At 58.7% G+C, this 20,048-nt stretch carries 21 protein-coding genes; 8 read left to right on the forward strand and 13 right to left on the reverse strand.

Annotation, left to right across the window (positions count from 1 at the left end; genetic code table 11):
* Nucleotides 1-112 precede the first annotated feature (112 nt).
* Complete coding sequence (locus tag AABM55_RS24165) at nucleotides 113-988, forward strand: AraC family transcriptional regulator (protein WP_347927963.1); 876 nt, start codon at nucleotides 113-115, stop codon at nucleotides 986-988.
* A 21-nt stretch (nucleotides 989-1,009) separates the two neighbouring features.
* Here AABM55_RS24165 and AABM55_RS24170 read toward each other — a convergent pair whose 3' ends face one another.
* The 12 genes from AABM55_RS24170 to AABM55_RS24225 form a co-directional block, all read right to left on the reverse strand.
* Complete coding sequence (locus AABM55_RS24170) at nucleotides 1,010-2,062, reverse strand: hypothetical protein (RefSeq protein ID WP_347927964.1); 1,053 nt, start codon at nucleotides 2,060-2,062, stop codon at nucleotides 1,010-1,012.
* Nucleotides 2,062-4,503: a TonB-dependent receptor gene (locus AABM55_RS24175; RefSeq protein WP_347927965.1), complete on the reverse strand. Its 2,442-nt coding sequence runs from the start codon at nucleotides 4,501-4,503 to the stop codon at nucleotides 2,062-2,064. The genes AABM55_RS24170 and AABM55_RS24175 overlap by 1 nt, the downstream gene beginning before the upstream one ends.
* Nucleotides 4,504-4,640: 137 nt before the next feature.
* The gene (locus AABM55_RS24180) at nucleotides 4,641-6,341 is read right to left on the reverse strand and encodes a bifunctional metallophosphatase/5'-nucleotidase (RefSeq protein WP_347927966.1); all 1,701 of its coding nucleotides are present in this window, start codon (nucleotides 6,339-6,341) and stop codon (nucleotides 4,641-4,643) included.
* A gap of 38 nt (nucleotides 6,342-6,379) precedes the next feature.
* Complete coding sequence (locus AABM55_RS24185; RefSeq protein ID WP_054593943.1) at nucleotides 6,380-7,024, reverse strand: MotA/TolQ/ExbB proton channel family protein; 645 nt, start codon at nucleotides 7,022-7,024, stop codon at nucleotides 6,380-6,382.
* A 35-nt stretch (nucleotides 7,025-7,059) separates the two neighbouring features.
* The gene (locus AABM55_RS24190) at nucleotides 7,060-9,303 is read right to left on the reverse strand and encodes a TonB-dependent receptor (RefSeq protein ID WP_054593944.1); all 2,244 of its coding nucleotides are present in this window, start codon (nucleotides 9,301-9,303) and stop codon (nucleotides 7,060-7,062) included.
* A gap of 58 nt (nucleotides 9,304-9,361) precedes the next feature.
* Entirely contained in the window at nucleotides 9,362-10,111 is a 750-nt protein-coding gene (locus tag AABM55_RS24195) for an energy transducer TonB (protein WP_347927967.1), read from the reverse strand.
* A 4-nt stretch (nucleotides 10,112-10,115) separates the two neighbouring features.
* Nucleotides 10,116-10,523, reverse strand: coding sequence for a biopolymer transporter ExbD (locus AABM55_RS24200; protein ID WP_054593946.1), 408 nt, complete (start codon nucleotides 10,521-10,523; stop codon nucleotides 10,116-10,118).
* 178 nt (nucleotides 10,524-10,701) lie between these two features.
* The gene (locus AABM55_RS24205; RefSeq protein WP_347927968.1) at nucleotides 10,702-11,691 is read right to left on the reverse strand and encodes a FecR family protein; all 990 of its coding nucleotides are present in this window, start codon (nucleotides 11,689-11,691) and stop codon (nucleotides 10,702-10,704) included.
* Entirely contained in the window at nucleotides 11,688-12,260 is a 573-nt protein-coding gene (locus AABM55_RS24210) for an RNA polymerase sigma factor (RefSeq protein WP_347927969.1), read from the reverse strand. The genes AABM55_RS24205 and AABM55_RS24210 overlap by 4 nt, the downstream gene beginning before the upstream one ends.
* A gap of 202 nt (nucleotides 12,261-12,462) precedes the next feature.
* Entirely contained in the window at nucleotides 12,463-13,365 is a 903-nt protein-coding gene (locus AABM55_RS24215; protein ID WP_103315746.1) for an alpha/beta fold hydrolase, read from the reverse strand.
* Nucleotides 13,365-14,147: a class II aldolase/adducin family protein gene (locus AABM55_RS24220; protein WP_103315747.1), complete on the reverse strand. Its 783-nt coding sequence runs from the start codon at nucleotides 14,145-14,147 to the stop codon at nucleotides 13,365-13,367. Before AABM55_RS24220 ends, AABM55_RS24215 begins: the two co-directional genes overlap by 1 nt.
* A 195-nt stretch (nucleotides 14,148-14,342) precedes the next feature.
* On the reverse strand, nucleotides 14,343-14,798 hold the full coding sequence (locus tag AABM55_RS24225; protein ID WP_216742438.1) for a flavodoxin: 456 nt from the start codon (nucleotides 14,796-14,798) through the stop codon (nucleotides 14,343-14,345).
* A gap of 153 nt (nucleotides 14,799-14,951) precedes the next feature.
* Between AABM55_RS24225 and AABM55_RS24230 the strand changes: the two genes are divergently transcribed.
* Complete coding sequence (locus AABM55_RS24230; RefSeq protein WP_347927970.1) at nucleotides 14,952-15,425, forward strand: PAS domain-containing protein; 474 nt, start codon at nucleotides 14,952-14,954, stop codon at nucleotides 15,423-15,425.
* Nucleotides 15,426-15,479: 54 nt separating this feature from the next.
* Complete coding sequence (locus AABM55_RS24235) at nucleotides 15,480-16,085, forward strand: hypothetical protein (protein ID WP_054593953.1); 606 nt, start codon at nucleotides 15,480-15,482, stop codon at nucleotides 16,083-16,085.
* Nucleotides 16,086-16,088: 3 nt separating this feature from the next.
* On the opposite strand, the gene AABM55_RS24240 is transcribed toward AABM55_RS24235, so the two are convergent.
* Nucleotides 16,089-17,039 (reverse strand): MerR family transcriptional regulator, encoded by a 951-nt coding sequence (locus AABM55_RS24240; RefSeq protein ID WP_347927972.1) that lies wholly within the window; start codon nucleotides 17,037-17,039, stop codon nucleotides 16,089-16,091.
* A 206-nt stretch (nucleotides 17,040-17,245) separates the two neighbouring features.
* On the opposite strand from AABM55_RS24240, the gene AABM55_RS24245 reads away from it, so the two are divergent.
* The 5 genes from AABM55_RS24245 to AABM55_RS24265 all read left to right on the forward strand — a co-directional run bounded on the left by AABM55_RS24245 (nucleotide 17,246) and on the right by AABM55_RS24265 (nucleotide 20,019).
* Nucleotides 17,246-17,815: an antibiotic biosynthesis monooxygenase gene (locus AABM55_RS24245; RefSeq protein WP_054593955.1), complete on the forward strand. Its 570-nt coding sequence runs from the start codon at nucleotides 17,246-17,248 to the stop codon at nucleotides 17,813-17,815.
* A 170-nt stretch (nucleotides 17,816-17,985) separates the two neighbouring features.
* Nucleotides 17,986-18,696, forward strand: coding sequence for a dihydromonapterin reductase (folM, locus tag AABM55_RS24250; protein WP_054593956.1), 711 nt, complete (start codon nucleotides 17,986-17,988; stop codon nucleotides 18,694-18,696).
* A 23-nt stretch (nucleotides 18,697-18,719) separates the two neighbouring features.
* Entirely contained in the window at nucleotides 18,720-19,280 is a 561-nt protein-coding gene (gene folE / locus AABM55_RS24255; RefSeq protein WP_054593957.1) for a GTP cyclohydrolase I FolE, read from the forward strand.
* A gap of 2 nt (nucleotides 19,281-19,282) precedes the next feature.
* Nucleotides 19,283-19,654, forward strand: coding sequence for a dihydroneopterin triphosphate 2'-epimerase (folX, locus tag AABM55_RS24260; RefSeq protein WP_054593958.1), 372 nt, complete (start codon nucleotides 19,283-19,285; stop codon nucleotides 19,652-19,654).
* Between the two features lie 68 nt (nucleotides 19,655-19,722).
* Nucleotides 19,723-20,019 (forward strand): DUF1244 domain-containing protein, encoded by a 297-nt coding sequence (locus AABM55_RS24265; protein ID WP_054593959.1) that lies wholly within the window; start codon nucleotides 19,723-19,725, stop codon nucleotides 20,017-20,019.
* Nucleotides 20,020-20,048: the final 29 nt, after the last annotated feature.

A 20,048-nucleotide genomic window follows, 5' to 3' on the forward strand; every position in this document is an offset into this window, starting at 1 on the left:
GTCTGTTCTCGAGGCAGGCCGTGCGCTTGCATAAACTTGCGCTTTTGTCAGGCGACGGGCTGGCAGCGTCGAGGCGACGGAGTAGGATGCAAGGCGTTGGAGAGAGCCGATCATGCCCGCACTGGAAACCCTGCAAGTCTTTCAAGCCCTCAACCGCTCGCCGAATGCTCGCCTTGAGCACAGCGCCGAGCTCGGTGACGGCATGGCTGCAGCCCTGTGGAGCAATCATCACGACGCCCAGGACTATGAAGCGCCCGGTCATCACACCCTCTCCTGCTACATCGCCGGTGGCACCGGGACCTTTCGCCGCGAGCAGCCCGGCACCAAGGGCGGCCCGGACAAACTCTGCATCCTGCCTGCCGAGCACCAGTCGGCCTGGGTGATCAACGGTGAAATCCGCCTGGCTCACCTGTACTTCAGTCCCGAGCAATTTGCCCTCGGCTGCGTCACCCTGCTCGACCGTGAACCGCGTGAACTGCAATTGCAGGAAAGCACCTTTCTCGAAGACCCGGTGCAAGCCCGGCGTTTCCGTCAGTTGATTGAATTGAACTGGGACGAGCCCGGCGAACGTCTGCTGACCAGCAGCCTCGCACACGAAATGCTCAGCCACACGTTGCTCAGCCAGGTTGGCCTGCGCCAGGGTTTGCGCCTCAAGGGTGGGCTGGCGGCGCATCAGCGTCGACAGCTGATCGAGTACATCGACCAGCAATTGGCCGAGCCAATCAGCCTCGGTCAATTGGCCGGCTTGTGCGCCTTGTCGGAGTACCACTTCGCGCGGATGTTTCGCGAAAGCTTCGGCCTGCCGCCGCATCAATACCTGTTGGCCCGCCGCCTGGCTCACGCCCGGCATTTGCTGCGCAACAGCTCACAGCCGCTCGGTGAGATTGCGCTGGCCTGCGGTTTTGCCAGCGCCAGCCATTTCACCAATCGCTTTCGCCAGGCCATGAAGGGCACGCCCGGCGAATACCGCCAGGCGTTTTTGCGTTAACACGGCCCCGATGCAATGCTCCTACGGAGCCAGGGTGGTGACCGAAAAGGTGTTGGCGTGAAACAGCGGATCCGGCTTGGGCTCAGCCTTGCTCGGCACAGGCTGGGTGAAGTCCATCGCTGGCAGGTAAACCTTTTTACTGAGTGGATCGAAGGCCATGTTGTAGGCCATCGGCAAGGTGCTGACGCTGGCCTGCGCCTGGTAATGATCGGCATCGAGTTGCTTGACGATGCTCAGGTTGGCATCGACTCCGCTGGGGATCAGCAACTGCCGGTTGTCCGCGTCATAGACCAGCGCGTTGACGTCACGGGTGATCGGCAGACGGGCCTTCAACGCACCGCTCAGAAGATCGGCGACGACCAGTTGCGGCTTTTCGCCCCGGCAGGCAATGAACAAACGTCCGCGCTCGGCATCCTGCGCCAGCGCACTGGGTCGCGCGCAGCCTTCGAATTGCCAGGTGTCGAGGACTTCAAAACTGCTCGCCGAGAAACGAGCGACCTTGCCCTCATCACGCATCGGCAGGAAGAAACTGCCGTCGCCCTTGACCAGCAACGGGTCGATTTTCTTCACGTCCAGTTCATGCGCGGCGCTGATGCGCTCTTGCTTCGGATCGAACACGAACAAGGTCGAACGATCGGCGCGCCGACCGCTGACGATGATCACCTGACCCGTGCGCGGTTCATACACCGCGCTGTTGAGGTTGCTCTGGGCCACCGGGATGCGCTTGAGCAGTTTGAGTGTGGACAACTCGACCACGCCCAGGCTGCCGTCGGTATTGAGCACAAATACCCGGTTCAATGTCGGCACGAACACCACGCCGTTGGCGCCCGCTGAGTCCTCGATGGTTTTCAGCAGACGTTGCTGCTCGACATCGAACACGCTCAGGCCGTTTTCCCGGCGGGCCAAAAACAGATAAGGCCGCGTCGGGTCGAGGGCAACAAAGCCCCAGCTGTCTCCCGAGCCGGGCAAGCTCACCTGTTGCTCGCGATGGTAAACCCGGGCATCCGGTGCCGGCGCGGCAGACGCCGCGCCGCTGAATGCCAGAGCCAACATGGCAATTATCAAGGTTTTCATCAGAACTCCAACGTGCTGGACAGCGAGATCTGGCGCGAATCGCCCATCGACACAAAGAACCGGTTGACGGCCGAGGTGTAGTAGGTGCGGTCGAAGAGGTTTTTCACGTTGAGCTGGAACTTGACCTTCTGCCCGTCGAGTTTGGTGTCGTAGGTGGCGAAGGCATCGGCCACGGTATAGCTCGGCAGGTCGAAGTCGTTCACCGCGTTACCGGCCCGCTCGCCGACATACCGCGCGCCTGCGCCGACCCGCAGTTGGTCGCCACCGATGATGGTGCCGAAGTCATAGACTGCCGACAGCGAGCCGGTGTTTTTCGCCACGTTTTGCAGTCGTTTTCCTTTGTAGGTCGGGTCTTCGGTGACCTCGGCGTCGGTGTAGGCGTAGCTGCCGATCATGCTCCAGCGGTCGCTCAACTGACCGGTCAGGTCCACTTCCAGGCCACGGGAACGCACTTCACCGGCCGCACTGTAGGTGGTGACCAACGGGTTCTCGGAGTTGGACACCAACACGTTGCGTTTCTTGATGTCGAACAGCGCAATGTTACCGGTCATGCGGCCCGGCATGTCGAGCTTGGCCCCCAGTTCCCAGGACTTGGCTTCTTCCGGTGCAATGCTGCCATCGAGCACGATCGAGCTGCCGCTCAACGGCGCAATGGTCGAGTTCGGTTTGAAGGATTCGGTGTAACTGCCGTAGAACGACAACTCGTCGGTATAGCGATACACCAGGCCGGCACGCGGCACCCATTTCTGACCGTTGCTGTCGGTGTTGGCCTTGAACGGACGGCCCTTGCCGGCGTACTGGTCGTACTCCTGGAAGCGTCCGCCAGCCACCAGAATCCACTGGTCGTTCAGGTGGATCGAGTCCTGCAGGAACACCGAATCGCTGCGCAGCAGATCGGTCTGATTGCTGTCCGCTGCGCTGACCGTGGTGCCGGCCACTTCACGACCGTAGACCGGGTCCAGATAGCTGAAGGACGGGAACAGGCTCTTCTGCCGGATCAGGTCGGCGCGGTAGATCTTGCGGTATTCGTCATCCACACCGAATACCAGATCGTGTTGCATGCCGGCCACATCGACCTTGCCTTCAAGGCTGGCGGTGGTGAAACGGTCGGTGGTCAGGGCGCCCTGGGTGCCGTCCATGCTGCGGGTCAGTGTGCCTTTTTTCGGGTCGATGGCGGTGATGCGAACCTGACTGGCGTCGTAGGTTTCGCGGTTCCAGCTGTAGCCGAAGTGGGCTTTCCAGTTGTCATTGAGCTCGTGGTCGGCTTCGAAATGGTACAGGTCCGAACGGCCTTCCATATTGTTGAACGGCTCGTCGAGACGCCGGCCACGCGGGATGTCCAACGGATGATTGGTGCGCGGGTCAATGGCCGTGCCACGGTCGAACGGTGCAAGAAACTCGCGGTGCTCGTAGGCAAACAAGAGCTTGGTGCTCTCTCCGAACCAGGCCAGGGATGGCGCGATCAACGTCTCGCGATGCGTGCCGAAATTGCGCCAGTAGTCTTCATCTTCGTGGTCCAGCACCATTCGGTAAGCCAGACCGGAGTCGCCCAGTGGCCCGGTGCTGTCGAGGCTGCCACCGCTGCCGTTCTTGCCGTTGCCATAGCTCGAGCCGCGCAGGGTCAAGGCGTTGTATTGCGTCAGTTCGGGCTTCTTGCTGACCATGTTCACCACGCCACCGGGGTCCTGGATGCCGTAGAGCAACGAAGCCGGTCCCTTCAAGACTTCAACCCGATCCACCGAGGCGTTCAGGCCACGGCCCTGCACCAGCGGCATGCCATCGCGCATGATCGAGCCGTTGCGGTTGTCACCGAACCCGCGAGTCATCACCGAATCCTGAGTACTCCCCAGCGTGTTGCCTTGGGTAATGCCGCTGACATTGGCCAGCGCATCGTCCAGATTGCGCGGCACCTGGTCACGCAGCACCTGGGCCGGGATCACGTTGATGGTCTGGGGGATTTCCTGAAGCGAGGCCGATGAACGTGCCACGGAGGTGGTGGACGGCGGCTGATAGCTCATCGGTTGCTCAACCGCCGAGGTGATGGTGGTCGCGCCGAGATTCAGCGCGCCTTCGGTGGGTTGTGGTTCAAGGGCCAGCGTGTGGGCGTCGGTCTGGCGGAAGGTGAAACCGGATTTGCCGAGCAAGCGCTGCATCGCTTGCTCGGCACTCATCTCGCCGTTGATGGCCGGTGCGCTGAGACCGTAGGGCGCTTCATCGGTGTAAACCACACTGATGCCGGTGATTCGGCTGAAGTCGCTCAACGCCTGGGGCAAGGGTTTGGCGGCGATGCTGAAGCTAAATAGCGCGCGGTGTTGTTCGCTGGCCGGCGCGGCGCACGCCACGCTCAATGGCAACAAGGCCAACGCCGAAACGGTCAGCGCAGAAGCGCCAAACCACTGTTTAACCAAACCGCCTGCCGCCGATTTTGCCCTGGACTTCATTGCTCGTGACCTGTGTGTAGAAATGCTGCGGATGCGAATGAATCGCACTTTCACCACTACACGAATGTCACTCGGGTTTACCTCACATGAAAATTGAAAATAGTTTCAAAGCCCCTTACACAGCCAGACATGCAGCGCTATTTCACCTTCACGATGCGCCCTGCACTCTTCGCAGAACCAACGGGTTTGCCTTGTTGATCCATGCGGTGCAAGTAATTGATCAGGCTATCCAGGTCCGTCACTTCCAAATCGCTACGGTTGATGCCCTGTTTGAAAAGACTGAAGCGATCGCCACCGTCGGCCAGAAAGCCGTTCACCACCAGTCGATAATTGCGCTCAGGCTGCACTGGCTTACCGTTGAGACGAACACTGCCGGGGATCACCCGACTCCCCAACGGGCGCGTAGAGTCCCAGCGATAGCTGAAGCCCCTGGAAACTTGCAGCGCATTAAAATCACCTGCGGTTTTCCATTGCTGATTAAGCAATTGTTCGAGTTGCCGCCCCTTCAGGTCGAAGGCGATCAGGGTGTTGTTAAACGGCTGCACCGTCGCCACCTGCCCATAATTCAGGCGTTTGAGACCAGGCTCCAGGGCCAGGTCGCCACGAATGCCACCGTTGTTCATGAAAGCGATTTGCGCACCATGTGTGGCGCCTGCCGCCAATTGAGCATCGGCGATCAAGTCACCCAACGGCGTCTCCCCCGCCGCATTGGCACGTCGAGTGATCGGTGAAGCCGCGATAGCGCCGACCGGTTTGAGCAGCACGTTATTGCTGCGTACTTCAACTTCCCGCTGCAAGGCAAGCATCTGTGGATCGGCTGGATACTGCGTCGGATCGGCCAACAGATTAGTCGCGTGAATACCCGTGACCCGATGCTGACCAGGAGTCACATCGAGCGTCAGGCGGGTCATCAGATGCCCATACGAACTGCCCTGAGTCACCAGCAGAGGACCGACCTTGCACAGATAACCTTGATGGGAATGCCCGGAGATCAACACATCGACCGCCGGATCGAGTCGCTTGGCCACGTCAACGATATCGCCTCTCAGTTGGCTGCAGTCCTGTTTGTCGTAGGGTTCGGGGGTTGAGCCGCCCTGGTGCACCACCGCGACAATCGCATTGACGCCCTGGCGGTTGAGTTCCGGGATCAGCCGATTGATCGACTCGGCCTCGTCCTCGGTACGCAAACCCTGTAGGCCCTTGGCGCTGACCACGGAGGCAACATCGCGCAGCACCGCGCCGACAAAGGCGATTTTCTGGCCTTTGACCTCTTCGATACGGTACGGCGGCAACAGGGTTTTGCCGGTATCGGTGTCGATCAGGTTCGCCGCCAGGTACGGGAAACCGCTGCCGGGATAGCGGGCGCGAAACTGACAGGCCTTGGTCGGACGAGTCGATTCGCAGCCGCCATTGAGCTGGCGCAGGAACTCCGCCTTGCCGTTGTCCAGCTCATGATTGCCGATGGCGCTGAGTTTCATGTCCATGGACCGCAGCGCTTCGAGCGTCGGTTCGTCGGCCCACATCGCCGACAGCGGCGGACTGCCACCCACCAGGTCACCGGCACCGATGAACAACAGCTGTGGGTCGTCCTTGCGCAGTTGCGTCAGCATCCCGCCGAGGGTCGCAATGCCCCCGGCCTTGAGCATGCGCACACCATCAGCGGCCGCGCTGTCACGAACCGAATACGGGTTGGCCTGCAAATAACCGTGCAGATCGTTGATTGCCACGATGCTCACGGTAACCGGTTGGGCTGGTGGCTGAACATGGGCGCAACCGCCCAGCGCGGCGACAGCCAGGGCGACTGCACTGAGCAGCCTTGGCAGGGAATGATGTGTCATGGGGTCATCCTTGTTCGCTAATCGAAATCCGCAGGAGATCAGGCCGATTGCAGTTGGCCGTGTATCGCTTGCGGCACTTCAACCTGTTTTAGCGTAGTCCCCATCCCTGCACGCAGCAGGAGGATTTTCAGGTGGTCGGTAATACGCTCGACCCGGTCCTGGAAGTGGTTGTGGAAAATCATGCTGCCCAACGCGACGGCGATCCCAAGCGCCGTGGCGTACAGCGCAGTCCCAATGCCTTTGGAGACTTCACCGGGGTCCGAAACGCCGGTCTCGGCCAATGCCTTGAAGGTGTCGATGATCCCCAGAATCGTCCCCAGCAGCCCCAGCAATGGCGCTGCGGTAACCACGGTTTCAAGCAACCACAAACCGTGCATCAGCTTGCTGCGGGTAGAAATGTAGATCGACTCACTGAGGTCTTCCAGATCCTTGTGCGTCGCCAGCCCTTGTTTGTGCGCAAACAGCGTTTCAAGCATTTCCAGTGGCAGGCTGTTGCGCTGGCACAACGCGGCGGGAAGGTCCTCGACAGCGTGCATGGTCGGGTTTAGCACTGCTTCGAGTTTTTTCGCCTGCCGCAGGCTGAAGCTGAAGTAAATTCCGCGTTCGACGGCGATGAAAGCGGCAATCGCAGCCGCGCCGTACAGGGTGTAGAAGGTAATGTCGTGCAGCAGATTCATGTCCATCGGTAAACCCTCGGGTCAGAACGAATTCAGCGAAATCAGAAAGCCGCTTCCAGCGAAACCACGGCCGTGCGTTCTTCGCCGACGTTGTAGTACGCGGTACTTGGGGCCAGGCCATTGGTGGGTTGCGAGTTGAACGACACGGTGCGCACCGAGGCCAGGTATTCCTTGTCGAATACGTTGAGCATCGAGAAGCGCAGGGTCGCCTTCTTGAACACCTTCTTGTCGACTGGCAGGTACACGCCGGCATTGAGGTCGACCACAGTGCGCCCGGCGATCTTCTCGTCGTTGGTCAAATCGCCGTAGTAACTGCCCACGTACTTGCCCGCGACGTTGCCGTAGAAGCGGTTGTCGTCATAACCCAGGCTGAGGTTGAGCATGTTTTGCGGCACGTTGGTCAGCTGCTTGCCGGAGGTTGGCAGCAACACGCCCTTGTTCTTGAAATCGTCCTGCTGCTCGGAACGGGTGTAGGTGTACGAGGCGTAATAGTTAAAGTTGTGCGGCAGTAAACCACTCCACTCCAGCTCCAGGCCTTTGTTGGTCACCTCACCGACGTTGGCCACGACAAAGTCGCCATTGAGGTCGGTAGTCGACAGCTGCCGATCCTTGAAGGTGATGTAGAACAGGCTCGCACTGAGCGCCATGGCCTCTTCGCTGTAACGCCAACCCAACTCCTGGTTCCAGCTCAACTCGGGTTTCAGGCTGATGGAGTCGCCCTTGTTGTACAGCACGTAATTGGGTGGGGTGCGCATGTTGCGGGTGACGTTATAGAACGTCTGGTTGCGCGCATCGATCTGGTACTTGGCGCTGAAGCTGGGCAGGAACTCGTGGTAGCGGGCGTCCTTCTTTTCCGGCTTGTCGGTCAGGCTGCCAAGGTTGTCGCCTTCACGCTCGACGTACTGATACGCCAGTGCACCGGTCAACGTCAGGTCCGGCGTGGCGAGCCAGGTGTCCTGAATCCACAGTTTTTGTGCCGGGGTCACGGTGTATTGATGGCGGCCCTGAACGGTCTTGCCGTTTCGGTCGACCAATTGATTGGACGCACCGTAGTCGCCCCATATATCCACCGGGCTGCCACCGGGATCGATCGCGATATACGGCTGGGTCTGGCGTTGGCGAGCGCGTTCGTACCAGTAGCCAACGTCCAGGCTGTGCTCATCGTTGATGTCCCATTTGAGTTTGCTGGTCATGCCGGGGCGCCAGGTCTCGGTCCAGGACGGTCGGTAGTAGGTATTGGCACCCAGCCCCGTGAGGTCAAAGTTACCGGCCTTGTCCGAGGTGCTGGAGAGTGCCGTGGAGGTCTGGCTGCTGTAGCTGCCGCCGCTGGACCAGACGTAATACGGGTTGAATGTCAGGCTCAGGTCATCGCGCAGTTGAAAGCGCTGAGTGACCGAAGACGTCACGCTTTCAAAGGGATTGCGATTGAGCTTGAAGGACTGCAACACCTGGCCGGCCTTGTTGTATACGGTGTTTTCGGCGTAATCCAGTCGTCGCCCCTGGTTCTCGAACTGGGCTTTGCTCAGGGTGTTGTAGTTGTAGTTTTCCTGCCGGTTGTATTTGACGATGGCGTTGGTCGAGTTGCCATTGCCGTCCTCGAACAAGGTGTTCCATTCCACCTTGTCAGCCAGCAATGAGCCCTTGCCCCGCCATTTGTCGCCCTCGGTATGCGACGCCGAAACCCAGGTCTTGAAGCCGCCCAGATCACCGGTGTTGATCCGCGCGAAGGTCTTGTGCAGGTTGTTTGAACCCAGGGCCTGTTTGACGAAGACGCCGGGATCCTTCTCCGGGCGAATCGTCACCAGACCGATATTGCCGCCACTGGAGCCGATGTGCGGACCGTCAGCCTCGGCGGAGCCCTGAGTGACAAACACTTCGGCGAGGTTTTCCGGATCGCCAAGCAGGTTCGGGTAAATGTTGTAGTCACCCGAATCATTGATCGGGAATCCGTCGGAAGAAAGACCGACCTGATCGGAGTTCATCCCGCGCATAGTGAAACTGGTGCCGCTCAGTCCGGTGGCATCGGTGCTGGAAACGTTGATCCCCGGTGTGTACTTGAGCTTGTCCAGGGCGTTTGCCGTGGGCGCCATTTCGTCCATGGCTTCTTTGGTCACGGTGGAGCGCGATTTGGCACTTTCTTCCTTGATCATATGGCCGTTGCCCAGGGTTTGTTTGCCGGTCACATTCACCGCGCCGACATCTACCGAGTCATCAGCCAGTACCTGCGGCGCAAAGCCGCCCAGGCCCGATGCTAATAGCAGGGCATAGAGTTTATTGATCTTCACGGGTAATCCCTTACATACATCTATCTGTTAGTGGATGGCGGGTTATTCCAGGTTGAAACTATTCAAGGTTGTAACTAAAGGTCGCGGTAAACCGCTGTTTGTCTTTGCCGGAAAACGCATCAGAGGGAAATGGCGAGACTTTCTCCACCCGACGCAAACTGGTTTGCGCCGCCCGATTGAGCAACATGTTCGGTGCCTTGCTTTCGATACCACTGTTCAACACGTTGCCGGCGCGATCGACTTCCAGCCAGATCACCACATCGCCATGCGGGCGTTGCAGTGACGCTTCGCGGCTGCTGGGGTATTGCTTGTGCTTTTCCAGTTCTTTGCGCAGCGCGGTGGTGTACACACTTTCCAGCGCTGCATTGCTCGGCGCCGCGGCCGCTGTTGCAACGGTTGTGGCGGGTTTTGGCGCGGCGGTCGTGATCACCGGAGCCGGTACCGGCGCAATGGTTTTCGCCATGGCTGCGGTGGCGGCAGGCGCTGGTGCTTGCTTGACCACTACCGGTTTTGGCGCTGGCGGCCGGGGTTTCACCACAGGCTTTGGTTTAGGCGGTTCGATGGCCACCGGCTCCACTACTTCGGGCTCGACCAGCGGCGTCTCGGGTTCCGGGGGTGGAGGCTCGGGCGTGGGTTCGACGGCGGCCAGCAACTCGGCGGCATCCATCAGCGCGATTTCTACCGTGCTGTCGTCATACACCGGTTTGATCTGCAAACTCTGCAACTGGCTGGTGTAGATCACGATAACCACCAGGCAAGCCGGCAGCAGGCACGCGATCCATTGGCGAGCTTTATAAAGACTGAACATGGCGTCAGGTCTTGCGCGTAGCAATAGAAACGGAGGAGAAGCCATTGCCCTTGAGCAAATCCATCACCGACACCAGGCGTTTGACTTCAACGCCCTGATCGCTGTTGATGATAATGACCAACTTCTCGGCGCCGTTATTCAGCACTTTAAGTTGCGCTAGCAAGGTACTTTCGTTGATGTCCTGACCGTCGAGTTGCAAGCGCTCGTCAAGGCCAAGAGTAATGATGGCTTTGTTTTGTGGCTTGAGTTGTTGTGCCTGACTGGCGACCGGCAACTGGGTCTTGATGCCCACGGCCGGAATCACGTTCAGGCTGATCAATACGAAGAACACCAACAGAAACATCATCACGTCGATCATCGGAATGATCTCGATGTGAGCTTTTTTCTTGTGGGTAACATCCCAACTGCGCATCGCACCTCTCCCTGTTATTCAATCATCTGAACGATGAATGTGCCCTCCGGCGGTTCCTGACCATTTGCTCAGGAATGCGAAGATCATCCTCGGGAGTTGTATCGTTTTGGTTACAGAAAGGGACTATTGAGATGACCATTGGATGACGCATCGTGAGGGCTCGATATCGCCCTCACCCTCAGCGCAGAATAATCACCCGTCCCAACAGGCTGTGCTGCTCGAACCCCAACACCCCTTGCAGGGAATCGAGCACCGCTTGCGGGTCTTTGCTTGGAAAGCTGCCACTGATCCGTCGCGCGGCCAGGTCGTCGTTGAGCACCACGATCCGCCCCGGGTAATAGCGGTCGAGGTCTTTCACCACATCGGCCAAGGGTGACTTGTAGTAATTGAGCCAGCCCTGACGCCAGGCCAGTTGCGCTTCACTGTCGACGGCGTGGAGTTTTGCTGCGCTGCCGGCGCCATAAGCCACTTGCTGACCGGCCGTCAGCACCTGCTGCTCGGCGCCCTTGGTCGGCGTCACACCGACGCGTCCAGAAAGTACCGTCACCTGCGCGCCCGCCGGTTGCAAGCGCACTTCGAACTGCGTGCCGAGCACCCGCGCCTCGCCTTTTTCGGCATCGACCACAAAGGGCTCGCCGGTATGGCTCACGTTGAAAAAGGCTGCACCGCGGCGCAGCCGAACATGCCGCTCACCGTGGCTGAAATCCACGGCAATGGCGCTGTCGGCATCGAGAATGACTCGGGATTGATCGCCCAAGGTCACGTTGCGCACTTCACCCGGTGCCGAGACATAGTCCGCCGTTAAATCATCGAACCAATGCGAGGGCTGCCAGCCGGCGCCTATCGAAACCATCAGCAGCAAGCAGGCGGCCATGGCCAAACCGCCAGACCAGCGCCGCACGCCGGAACGCCTGGAGCGCTGCATCGCATTGAGATAACCCTGCAAGGCAAAGGCATCTTCGTCGGCCAGGGTACGAGCCGGTGCTTCGCTCATTTCCCAGACCACCTGCGCTTGGGCATAGGCTTCGGCATGCGCCGGATCGGCCTGTAACCAACGGCTGAACGTGGCGTGATCGCCGCTGCTTGGTTGGTCGTGCAACAGGCTCAGCCAGGCCAGCGCGACCTGCTCCTGAGCCGGCGTCGGAGTGACATTGACGGTGTGATTCACGGGGCTGTCCCTGGCGTGCGTGATTCAGGTTCTCGCAGACTGGCCTTGCAGGCTTCGAGGGCGCGCATCATATGTTTTTCAACGGCACTTTGGGAAAGCCCCATGGCCTTGGCGATTTCGGCGTACTTGCGCCCGTGGATGCGGTTGAGCAGAAAAATCTGCCGGGTACGTTCGGGCAAACCGCGCAACGCCGCCTCGACATGGCGCAGGTCATTGCCGGCTTCCAGCGCCGCTTGCGGCTCGACGCTGAGGTTGTGCTGTTGCTCCGGCAGCCAGCCTTCGTTGAGTCGCACCCGCGCGCCTTCGCTGCGTAGATGGTCGATAGCAATGTTGCCGGCGCAGCGCAACAGGTAAGTGCTGAGTTCTTCGACTTGCACCAATGGTCGGCGCCAGAAACGTAGAAACAGGTCCTGCACCAGATCGGCAGCCGTCGCCCGACAACCCACGCGCCGACTGACCAACGCTTCCATTTGCGGACGCTGGGACAGGAAGACCTGCAGAAAATACGCGCGACTGTCCGGGCTGTCAGAGCCGTCGATGTTCCGGGATTCGGGTGGAGTATTGATCATCAAAGGCCGACTCAACGTGGTCCATGCCCTACGCAGGGTCAACGGTGCGCCAATATTAATGATAAATATTCTCATGTGCAAAAGACTCTGATCAGAGCCCGCTACTCAGTCGGTCTGAGCTGATTGGCGAATGCAGTGATTAGCGACGCGGGAACCAGGCTGCTCCCGTGTGATGGGTGACAACAAGGGTCGAGACGCGGGGTCAGGAACAGGCGGTTTTCAACGCGGGGGGATCCAGCTGGTCACGAAACGCCAGGTAGTGCTTGAGCACCTGGATCGGCGCCTCGATTTGCGGGTAATGACCGATTCCGCGTAGCAATACCGTGTCCGGATTGGGGATCAACTGGCGGTAGCGTTCGACCATGTGGGCGCCGGACACCGGGTCGACTTCGCCATCGATCACCCGCATCGCAACGGTGCCCGCTTGCATGGCCTTGACCCACCTGTCCCGCTGTATGCGGCGTTGCGGGATATAGTTGATCAGCTTGTGCATGATCCGCGTGCCACGGTTGTTGTCGATCAGGCTCCAGAAATCATCCAGCTCGCTTTCACTTGGACGGGTCCGGGGACCAAAGATCTGCCGGAAACTCTTGACCAGCCCATCCCGACTGAACGCCCGTCCGATCATCCAGCCCAACGGACTGAGCAACAATTTTTGCATCAACACCGGCTGATGGGTTTCGGGAAACAGGCCACCGTTGAGGAACACACAACTGCCAATCTCGACACGCGCCTCATTATGTCGGGCCAACAACTCCTGAGCCACGCTGTCACCGTAATCATGCGCCAGCAGGTGCACAGGCTGCCGGACACCCAGATAGTCCAGCAGTGCCTGCTGCAAATCGGCCTGCTCCAACAGGCAATATTCATGGTCCAGTGGCTTGGCCGAGTCACCAAAACCGAGCATGTCGCAGGCGATCACTCGATACCGCTGGGTCAAGGGTTGCCAAAGGTAATGCCAGTCCCAACTGGCGGTGGGGAATCCGTGGATCAGCAACAAGGGCTCACCTTGCCCGGCCACCCAATAGCGAATGGTCTGGCCACGGAACACAAAGCTCTGTCCGCGTTTGCGCCAGACGCATAAAGGGATCTCGGAGAGTGGCATTAGAGTCTGAAACCCGGAGCTTGTTGATCGAGTTTACGCAGCAGCGCCGGCCAGGCCAGCGCGCCGCCCATCCCTTGAGCACTTTTGGTCACGCCGGCAATCATCGCCTTGGCGCCTGCAAGGATCTGCGGTTCGATGGCAATCAGTTCAGCCCCGCCGTTCTGCGCCAGCACCTGGATCTCGCAGGCACGCTGGAAGGTAAACATCATCAAGAAGGTGTCGGCAATGCTGCTGCCACAGGTCAGTAGCCCGTGGTTGTGCAACATCAGAAAACTGTTTTCACCGAGGTCGGCTTGCAGGCGCGCCTTTTCGTCGTGGTTGAGTGCGACACCTTCATAGGCGTGATACGCCAGGCTGGAGAGCACAAACAGTGATTGCTGGCTGATGGGCAATACGCCCTGCTTCTGCGCGGAAACCGCCACACCGGCCGCCGTGTGGGTATGCAGCACGCACACCACGTCGTGACGCACTTCATGCACGGCGCTGTGAATGGTGTATCCGGCGGGATTGATCTCGTAGGGGCTGTCCATCAGCTTGTTGCCGGCCTGATCGACTTTCACCAGGCTCGACGCGGTAATTTCGTGAAACATCATTCCGAACGGATTGATCAAAAAATCTTCAGTCCCCGGCACTTTGGCGGAGATATGGGTAAAGATCAGATCGTCCCACCCCTGCAGCGCCACCAGCCGATAGCAGGCCGCCAGATCGACACGGGTTTGCCACTCGGCGGCGCTAACCTGGTCTTGCACATCGGATGTCGATTGAACGGGGGTTACGCTCACGGCAAGGACCTCTGGTTCTTATTATTTATTTCGTAGGGGTAAACGCAGTCTAGTCAGCTGTCGGGGTTCGTGTAGTTGCATTCGCAGCCAGCTTACTGACCCAACGAGTCAGCAAGCCTTCGGCTGCTAAAAGCCGTGAGCGATGTCACAACACCCGGATTATTAGCGGCGTCGCAAACAGGTGCATGTGTGCGGTCAGCCGCGTAGCGCGCTGATCAGTTCCGCCAGCCAAGGTTCGGCGTCAGTTTCCGGGGTCACGCTTTCGCTGGCGTCCAGGCGCAGCATGGGCAGCACTTCGCGCACGCCCAATTCACCGAACAGCTCACGCATTTGTTCACCGCCACCACAGAAAGTATCGCCGTAGCTGGCATCCCCCAGGCCAATCACCGCTCCCGGCAAACCGCGCCAGGCAGCGGGCAGTTGATCGCGAATCATCGAATACAGCGGTTGCAGGTTGTCCGGCAACTCGCCCATACCCGTGGTCGAGGTTACGACCAGGAAGGCTTGTGGAGCGAATGCCTGGACATCGGCCAGGGTTGCACGCGGGTTGTGCCAGGTTTCAAAACCTGCAGCCTTGAGAAGGTTGGCCGCATGCCGGGCGACTTCTTCAGCCGTGCCGTACACCGAGCCGGAAAGAATGGCGACTTTCATCAATCTGATCCTGAAGCAGAGTAAAAGACCCGGATATTAACAGCTGAGGCAAAAAAGCTGCGATTGCCTCGCAATTAGGTCTGGTGGCCAGTGGACAGTCCACAGCCATGTCATAGAATGCATCTCGTCATTCGATGCAGAAAGGATTCTCTGATGATCAATGCCCAACTGATGCAATTGGCAATCAACGCTTCGAACGATGGAATCGTCATCGCGGAAAGGGAAGGCGAAGACAACATCCTGATCTACGTTAACCCCGCCTTCGAAAAACTGACCGGCTATAGCGCTGAAGAAATCCTGTATCAGGACTGTCGCTTTCTCCAGTCCGTGGACCGCGACCAGGCTGCACTCAGCATGATCCGCGAAACGTTGAAGGGTGGAAAATCCTGCCGGGAAATACTGCGCAACTATCGCAAGGACGGCACACACTTCTGGAATGAGCTGTCGCTTTCAACCGTCTACAACGAAAATGACAAGCAGACTTACTTTATCGGCGTGCAGAAAGACGTCACCATTCAGGTCAAGACGCAACAACGGGTTAACCAACTGGAAGCCCAACTAGCCGAAGTTCAAGCGGAACTACAGGCACTCAAAGCGACAAACGGTCAAAACAAGCTGTCGAATTAATGGTCATTAACTACAATCACCAGTGACTTTGTAATTACTTCTTTCGAGCCAACCATGCATCGCGATACCCTCCTGACTCAGGATGAACTGGATTTCATCCAGACCATGCAGCACAACCCGCAGCTCAATGTTCGCGATGCGACGTCGAGCCTGCTGGTGAATGGGGGCTCGCAAATCCGCGATTTATTGACACGCCTGGCGGCCAACGAGCAGGTCACCATCCAGGCACACTTCGAAAATCAGCAAATGACCTTTCCTCTGCACCTGGTGGAGGATGAGTTTCATGCGCTGCATTTGCGCCTGGGCGTACCGAGCATCTACGAGGACGGACCGATGGTTCGCCCCTGGCGCCTGGCGCTTGAAGAACCCGTAGCCCTGGAGAACGCCAAAGGCCAACCCGGCACGCTATGGGTGCACGAAGTGTCGTTCAAGGGAGTCTTGCTGGAGGTACGCAACCGTACCAAGCCGCCGAAAAGTTTCGCACTGTGGTTCAGCCCTTCAGGCTACGAACGCATTGCATTGCGCGGGGCTTTCGAGCGAGAAACCGAACAGGGTTATTACGCCTATCGGCTCAACCAAAGCGACAAGGATGAAACCGAACGCCTGCGTCAGTACATTCTCCAGCAGCATCGCCTGACACATCCCGCGCTGCACATCTGAGCCTCAGGTATCGAGCGTTCCCGCGAGGAACTGCTGCAAACGTTGCTGCATCAGTCCCCCTTCACTTCCAATACAGCCAATCGACGATCCGACCAGGCTCTCCTGTGCCAGATCCGCCGAATCACCAGCGAGCATCAGGCGGCAATCCAGGCCCATCGCCAAGCGATTCAGACGACGGATAAAGTCGGGTGTAGGCGATTGATTGGAGAACAGCACCAGCGCGTGCGGCTTGATCTTTTCACAGACCAGAGTCAGTTCATCAAAGGGCTGCCCCAGTGCCAACAGCCTGATTCCCACCTGCACACTGCCCATATACAAAGCCGCCAAGAGCAACTCAAGCTTGCGGCACTGCCCATCAATAGCAGAAACGACTACCCGCAACGGCTGCGTCCCCCGCAACAAAAATAAACGCTGAAGAACCCTGGTACGTAGAAACCCGTCCAGCATCACCCACTCGCTGGTTTCTCCGAACAGATCGTGTTGCTGGAGTAACTGTATCCACAGCGGCATCAAAATGTGCTGGAACACCACGGTCAGGGAATACGTGGAAAATACCTGCCCATAAATCCGGCCCAATTCCACATCGTCGAAATGATTGAGCGCCGCTTTGATCTGTGTTTGCCATTGAACATAGTCAGCCTGAACTGACTCGTCCTCAATGATACTGGGCGATGCTTGGACTTCGCTGATCTTCGCCAGAATCCTGCCCACCTTGCTGACTGCCACACCCCGTCCGATCCAGCCAAGAATGCTCTGAACCCGTTCAATATCGGTCATGGAGTACAGCCGATGCCCACTTTCGGTGCGTGCTGGTTGAATCAAACCATAGCGCCGCTCCCAGGCACGCAAGGTCACCGGATTGACGCCTGTCAGGCGTGACACTTCACGAATAGGGAACAGCTGCTCCTGCTTTATCAAGAGCGGAGGCGGGTGAGGCATAGCCGTAATAGCCATTACTAGGACGTCCGTGTCAGATTGGATCCCATTTAGCCCTGATCGGTCTTCTACATTCAAGAGGGGCTTATTCGACCAACATCTTTGGAGTATCGAGTGAAATCGGGAATAATCCTTGCTTGCTTTTAAACGCAGCCCTTTACCCCGGTGCTGCGTTTTGTACGCCTCCTACCCGGAACCGCGTGCTTGTCCTACGGAGATACACAATGTCTACCTCACCCGTCACCCTGATGGTTGCACGTCGCGTTGCCAACGGGCGTTATCAGGACCTGATCGCCTGGTTGCGCGAAGGCGAACAACTGGCCACTGATTTTCCTGGTTATCTCGGCTCTGGCGTGCTTGCACCGCCGCCCGGCGATGACGAATTCCAGATTATTTTCCGCTTCGCCGATGAGCAAACCCTGCATGCGTGGGAGCATTCCGTCTCGCGCACGGCGTGGCTGGCACGTGGCAGCGAGTTGTTTGCCCACCCTTCCGAGCATCGGGTCAGCGGCATCGACGGTTGGTTCGGTGCAGTCGGGCAACGTCCACCTCGCTGGAAACAGGCCGTGGCGATCTGGCTGGCATTTTTCCCGGTCTCGCTACTGTTCAACTTTGTACTCGGCCCACTGCTGGGCGACATAAGCCTGCTGCCCCGAGTGTTCGTCAGCACCCTGGCCCTGACGCCTTTGATGGTCTACTTCTTCATCCCGCTGTCGACCCACCTGCTGGCCGGCTGGTTGAACAACACACAGGGGCGGCCATTGCCCACGGCACCGTCCACCCAGAATCGCTAGCCCTCCTGTAGGAGCAAGGCTTGCCCGCGATAAACGATAACTCGTTGTAACAGATAGACCAGGTCGCCTTCATCGCGGGTAAGCCTTGCTCCTACAGGGGTAGCGCTTGACGTAGGTATGCAGCACTCGTCGCTGGTATAGTTTTGCCATACCCGCGATGCGAGCCATCCATGACCTCTTCCTCAGCTCCGATCCTCATTACCGGCGCCAGCCAACGTGTCGGCCTGCACTGCGCGCAGCGGCTGCTGGAAGAAGGTCACCGCGTGATCATCAGCTACCGCAGCGAACGCCCGGGCGTGCAAACACTGCGCGACCTAGGCGCGATTACACTGTTTGCCGACTTCTCCAGCGAGGCCGGAATCCTGGCGTTTATCACGCAACTCAAAGCCCATACCCAGAGCTTGCGGGCGATTGTGCATAACGCTTCTGCCTGGCTGGCCGAAACCCCTGACACCGAAGTGGCTGCGTTCACCCAGATGTTCAGCGTGCACATGCTTGCGCCCTATCTGATCAACCTGCATTGTGCCGACTTGCTGGAGCGCTCCAGCCCCGCCGACATCGTGCATATCAGCGACGATGTCACGCGCAAGGGCAGCAGCAAGCACATTGCCTACTGCGCCACCAAAGCCGGGCTCGACAGCCTGACCTTGTCCTTCGCGGCGAAATTCGCCCCGAAAATCAAGGTCAACGGTATCGCGCCAGCCCTGCTACTGTTTAACCCCGACGATGACGCGGCGTATCGCGCCAAGGCCCTGGCCAAGTCTGCGCTGGGTATCGAACCCGGCAGCGAGGTTGTCTACCAGAGCCTGCGCTACTTGCTGGACAACCCTTATGTCACCGGCACGACCCTGACCGTCAACGGCGGACGGCACGTCAAATAGGCCGCCCCCCGCGAGGATGTTCCATGACCCTATCGCTGCCCCAGAATTATCGTGAAATCTTAATAGGCTTGGGCGAAGACCCTGAACGCGAAGGTTTGCTGGACACTCCGGCCCGAGCGGCCAAGGCCATGCAGTACCTGTGTCATGGTTACGAGCAGAGCGTCGACGAGATCGTCAATGGCGCGCTGTTCGCCTCTGACAACGATGAAATGGTGATCGTCGACGACATCGAGCTCTACTCGCTCTGCGAACATCACCTGCTGCCCTTCATCGGCAAGGCCCATGTGGCTTATATTCCTACCGGCAAGGTGTTGGGCCTGTCGAAGATCGCGCGAATCGTCGACATGTTCGCCCGGCGCTTGCAGATCCAGGAAAACCTCACCCGGGAAATCGCCGAGGCGGTGCAGCGCGTCACCCAGGCCGCCGGTGTTGCGGTAGTGATCGAAGCCCAGCACATGTGCATGATGATGCGCGGCGTCGAGAAACAGAATTCGACCATGAACACCTCGGTGATGCTCGGCGCCTTCCGCGAGTCGAGCAACACCCGTCAGGAGTTCCTGCAATTGATTGGACGGAGCAAGTAGCAATGCCACAACTTCAACCAGGAATGGCCCGCATTCGGGTCAAGGACCTGTGTCTACGGACCTTCATCGGAATCAATGAGGACGAAATCCTCAACAAGCAGGATGTGCTGATCAACCTGACCATCCTCTATGCCGCGCAAGACGCCGTGCGCGACAACGATATCGATCATGCGCTCAATTACCGCACCATTACCAAGGCGATCATCGCCCATGTGGAAGGCAACCGGTTCGCCCTGCTCGAACGCCTGACCCAGGAGATACTCGATCTGATCATGGCCAACCAAAGCGTGCTTTACGCCGAAGTCGAAGTCGACAAACCCCACGCCCTGCGTTTCGCCGAGTCGGTATCGATTACCCTCGCCGCGAGTCGCTGACCGTGCCTGGCGCATAAACCGCCAGGCTTTTATTATCCGCGCCACGATTTGATAGCACCGAGCCCATCATGACCGAACAACAACGCCTGGAACTTGAAGCTGCTGCCTTCCGCCGACTGGTCGCGCACCTGGACAGTCGCAAGGATGTGCAGAACATCGACCTGATGAACCTTTCGGGTTTCTGCCGCAACTGCCTGTCCAAGTGGTACAAGGCCGCCGCCGACGAACGCCAGATCGAGGTCAGCCTCGATGACGCCCGCGAAGTGGTTTACGGCATGCCGTACGCCGAGTGGAAAGCCCAATACCAGCAAGAAGCCAGCGCCGACCAGCAAGCGGCGTTCGCCAAAGGAAAAACCCATGATTAGGCACTTGCCAGTCGTTGGTAACAGGTTAG

Origin of the sequence: Pseudomonas helvetica (assembly GCF_039908645.1) — a bacterium.
GTDB classification, from domain to species: Bacteria; Pseudomonadota; Gammaproteobacteria; order Pseudomonadales; family Pseudomonadaceae; genus Aquipseudomonas; species Aquipseudomonas helvetica.

What these genes read in the sequence shown, in the direction of transcription:
- AABM55_RS24175 (WP_347927965.1), bottom strand. Translation starts at nt 4,503, where the DNA reads ATGAAGTCCAGGGCAAAATCGGCGGCAGGCGGTTTGGTTAAACAGTGG.
- AABM55_RS24240 (WP_347927972.1), bottom strand. Translation starts at nt 17,039, where the DNA reads ATGGCTATTACGGCTATGCCTCACCCGCCTCCGCTCTTGATAAAGCAG.
- AABM55_RS24225 (WP_216742438.1), bottom strand. Translation starts at nt 14,798, where the DNA reads ATGAAAGTCGCCATTCTTTCCGGCTCGGTGTACGGCACGGCTGAAGAA.
- AABM55_RS24200 (WP_054593946.1), bottom strand. Translation starts at nt 10,523, where the DNA reads ATGCGCAGTTGGGATGTTACCCACAAGAAAAAAGCTCACATCGAGATC.
- AABM55_RS24165 (WP_347927963.1), top strand. Translation starts at nt 113, where the DNA reads ATGCCCGCACTGGAAACCCTGCAAGTCTTTCAAGCCCTCAACCGCTCG.
- AABM55_RS24245 (WP_054593955.1), top strand. Translation starts at nt 17,246, where the DNA reads ATGTCTACCTCACCCGTCACCCTGATGGTTGCACGTCGCGTTGCCAAC.
- AABM55_RS24235 (WP_054593953.1), top strand. Translation starts at nt 15,480, where the DNA reads ATGCATCGCGATACCCTCCTGACTCAGGATGAACTGGATTTCATCCAG.
- folM (WP_054593956.1), top strand. Translation starts at nt 17,986, where the DNA reads ATGACCTCTTCCTCAGCTCCGATCCTCATTACCGGCGCCAGCCAACGT.
- AABM55_RS24210 (WP_347927969.1), bottom strand. Translation starts at nt 12,260, where the DNA reads ATGATCAATACTCCACCCGAATCCCGGAACATCGACGGCTCTGACAGC.
- AABM55_RS24185 (WP_054593943.1), bottom strand. Translation starts at nt 7,024, where the DNA reads ATGGACATGAATCTGCTGCACGACATTACCTTCTACACCCTGTACGGC.
- AABM55_RS24180 (WP_347927966.1), bottom strand. Translation starts at nt 6,341, where the DNA reads ATGACACATCATTCCCTGCCAAGGCTGCTCAGTGCAGTCGCCCTGGCT.
- AABM55_RS24230 (WP_347927970.1), top strand. Translation starts at nt 14,952, where the DNA reads ATGATCAATGCCCAACTGATGCAATTGGCAATCAACGCTTCGAACGAT.
- AABM55_RS24215 (WP_103315746.1), bottom strand. Translation starts at nt 13,365, where the DNA reads ATGCCACTCTCCGAGATCCCTTTATGCGTCTGGCGCAAACGCGGACAG.
- folE (WP_054593957.1), top strand. Translation starts at nt 18,720, where the DNA reads ATGACCCTATCGCTGCCCCAGAATTATCGTGAAATCTTAATAGGCTTG.
- AABM55_RS24170 (WP_347927964.1), bottom strand. Translation starts at nt 2,062, where the DNA reads ATGAAAACCTTGATAATTGCCATGTTGGCTCTGGCATTCAGCGGCGCG.
- AABM55_RS24265 (WP_054593959.1), top strand. Translation starts at nt 19,723, where the DNA reads ATGACCGAACAACAACGCCTGGAACTTGAAGCTGCTGCCTTCCGCCGA.
- folX (WP_054593958.1), top strand. Translation starts at nt 19,283, where the DNA reads ATGCCACAACTTCAACCAGGAATGGCCCGCATTCGGGTCAAGGACCTG.
- AABM55_RS24195 (WP_347927967.1), bottom strand. Translation starts at nt 10,111, where the DNA reads ATGTTCAGTCTTTATAAAGCTCGCCAATGGATCGCGTGCCTGCTGCCG.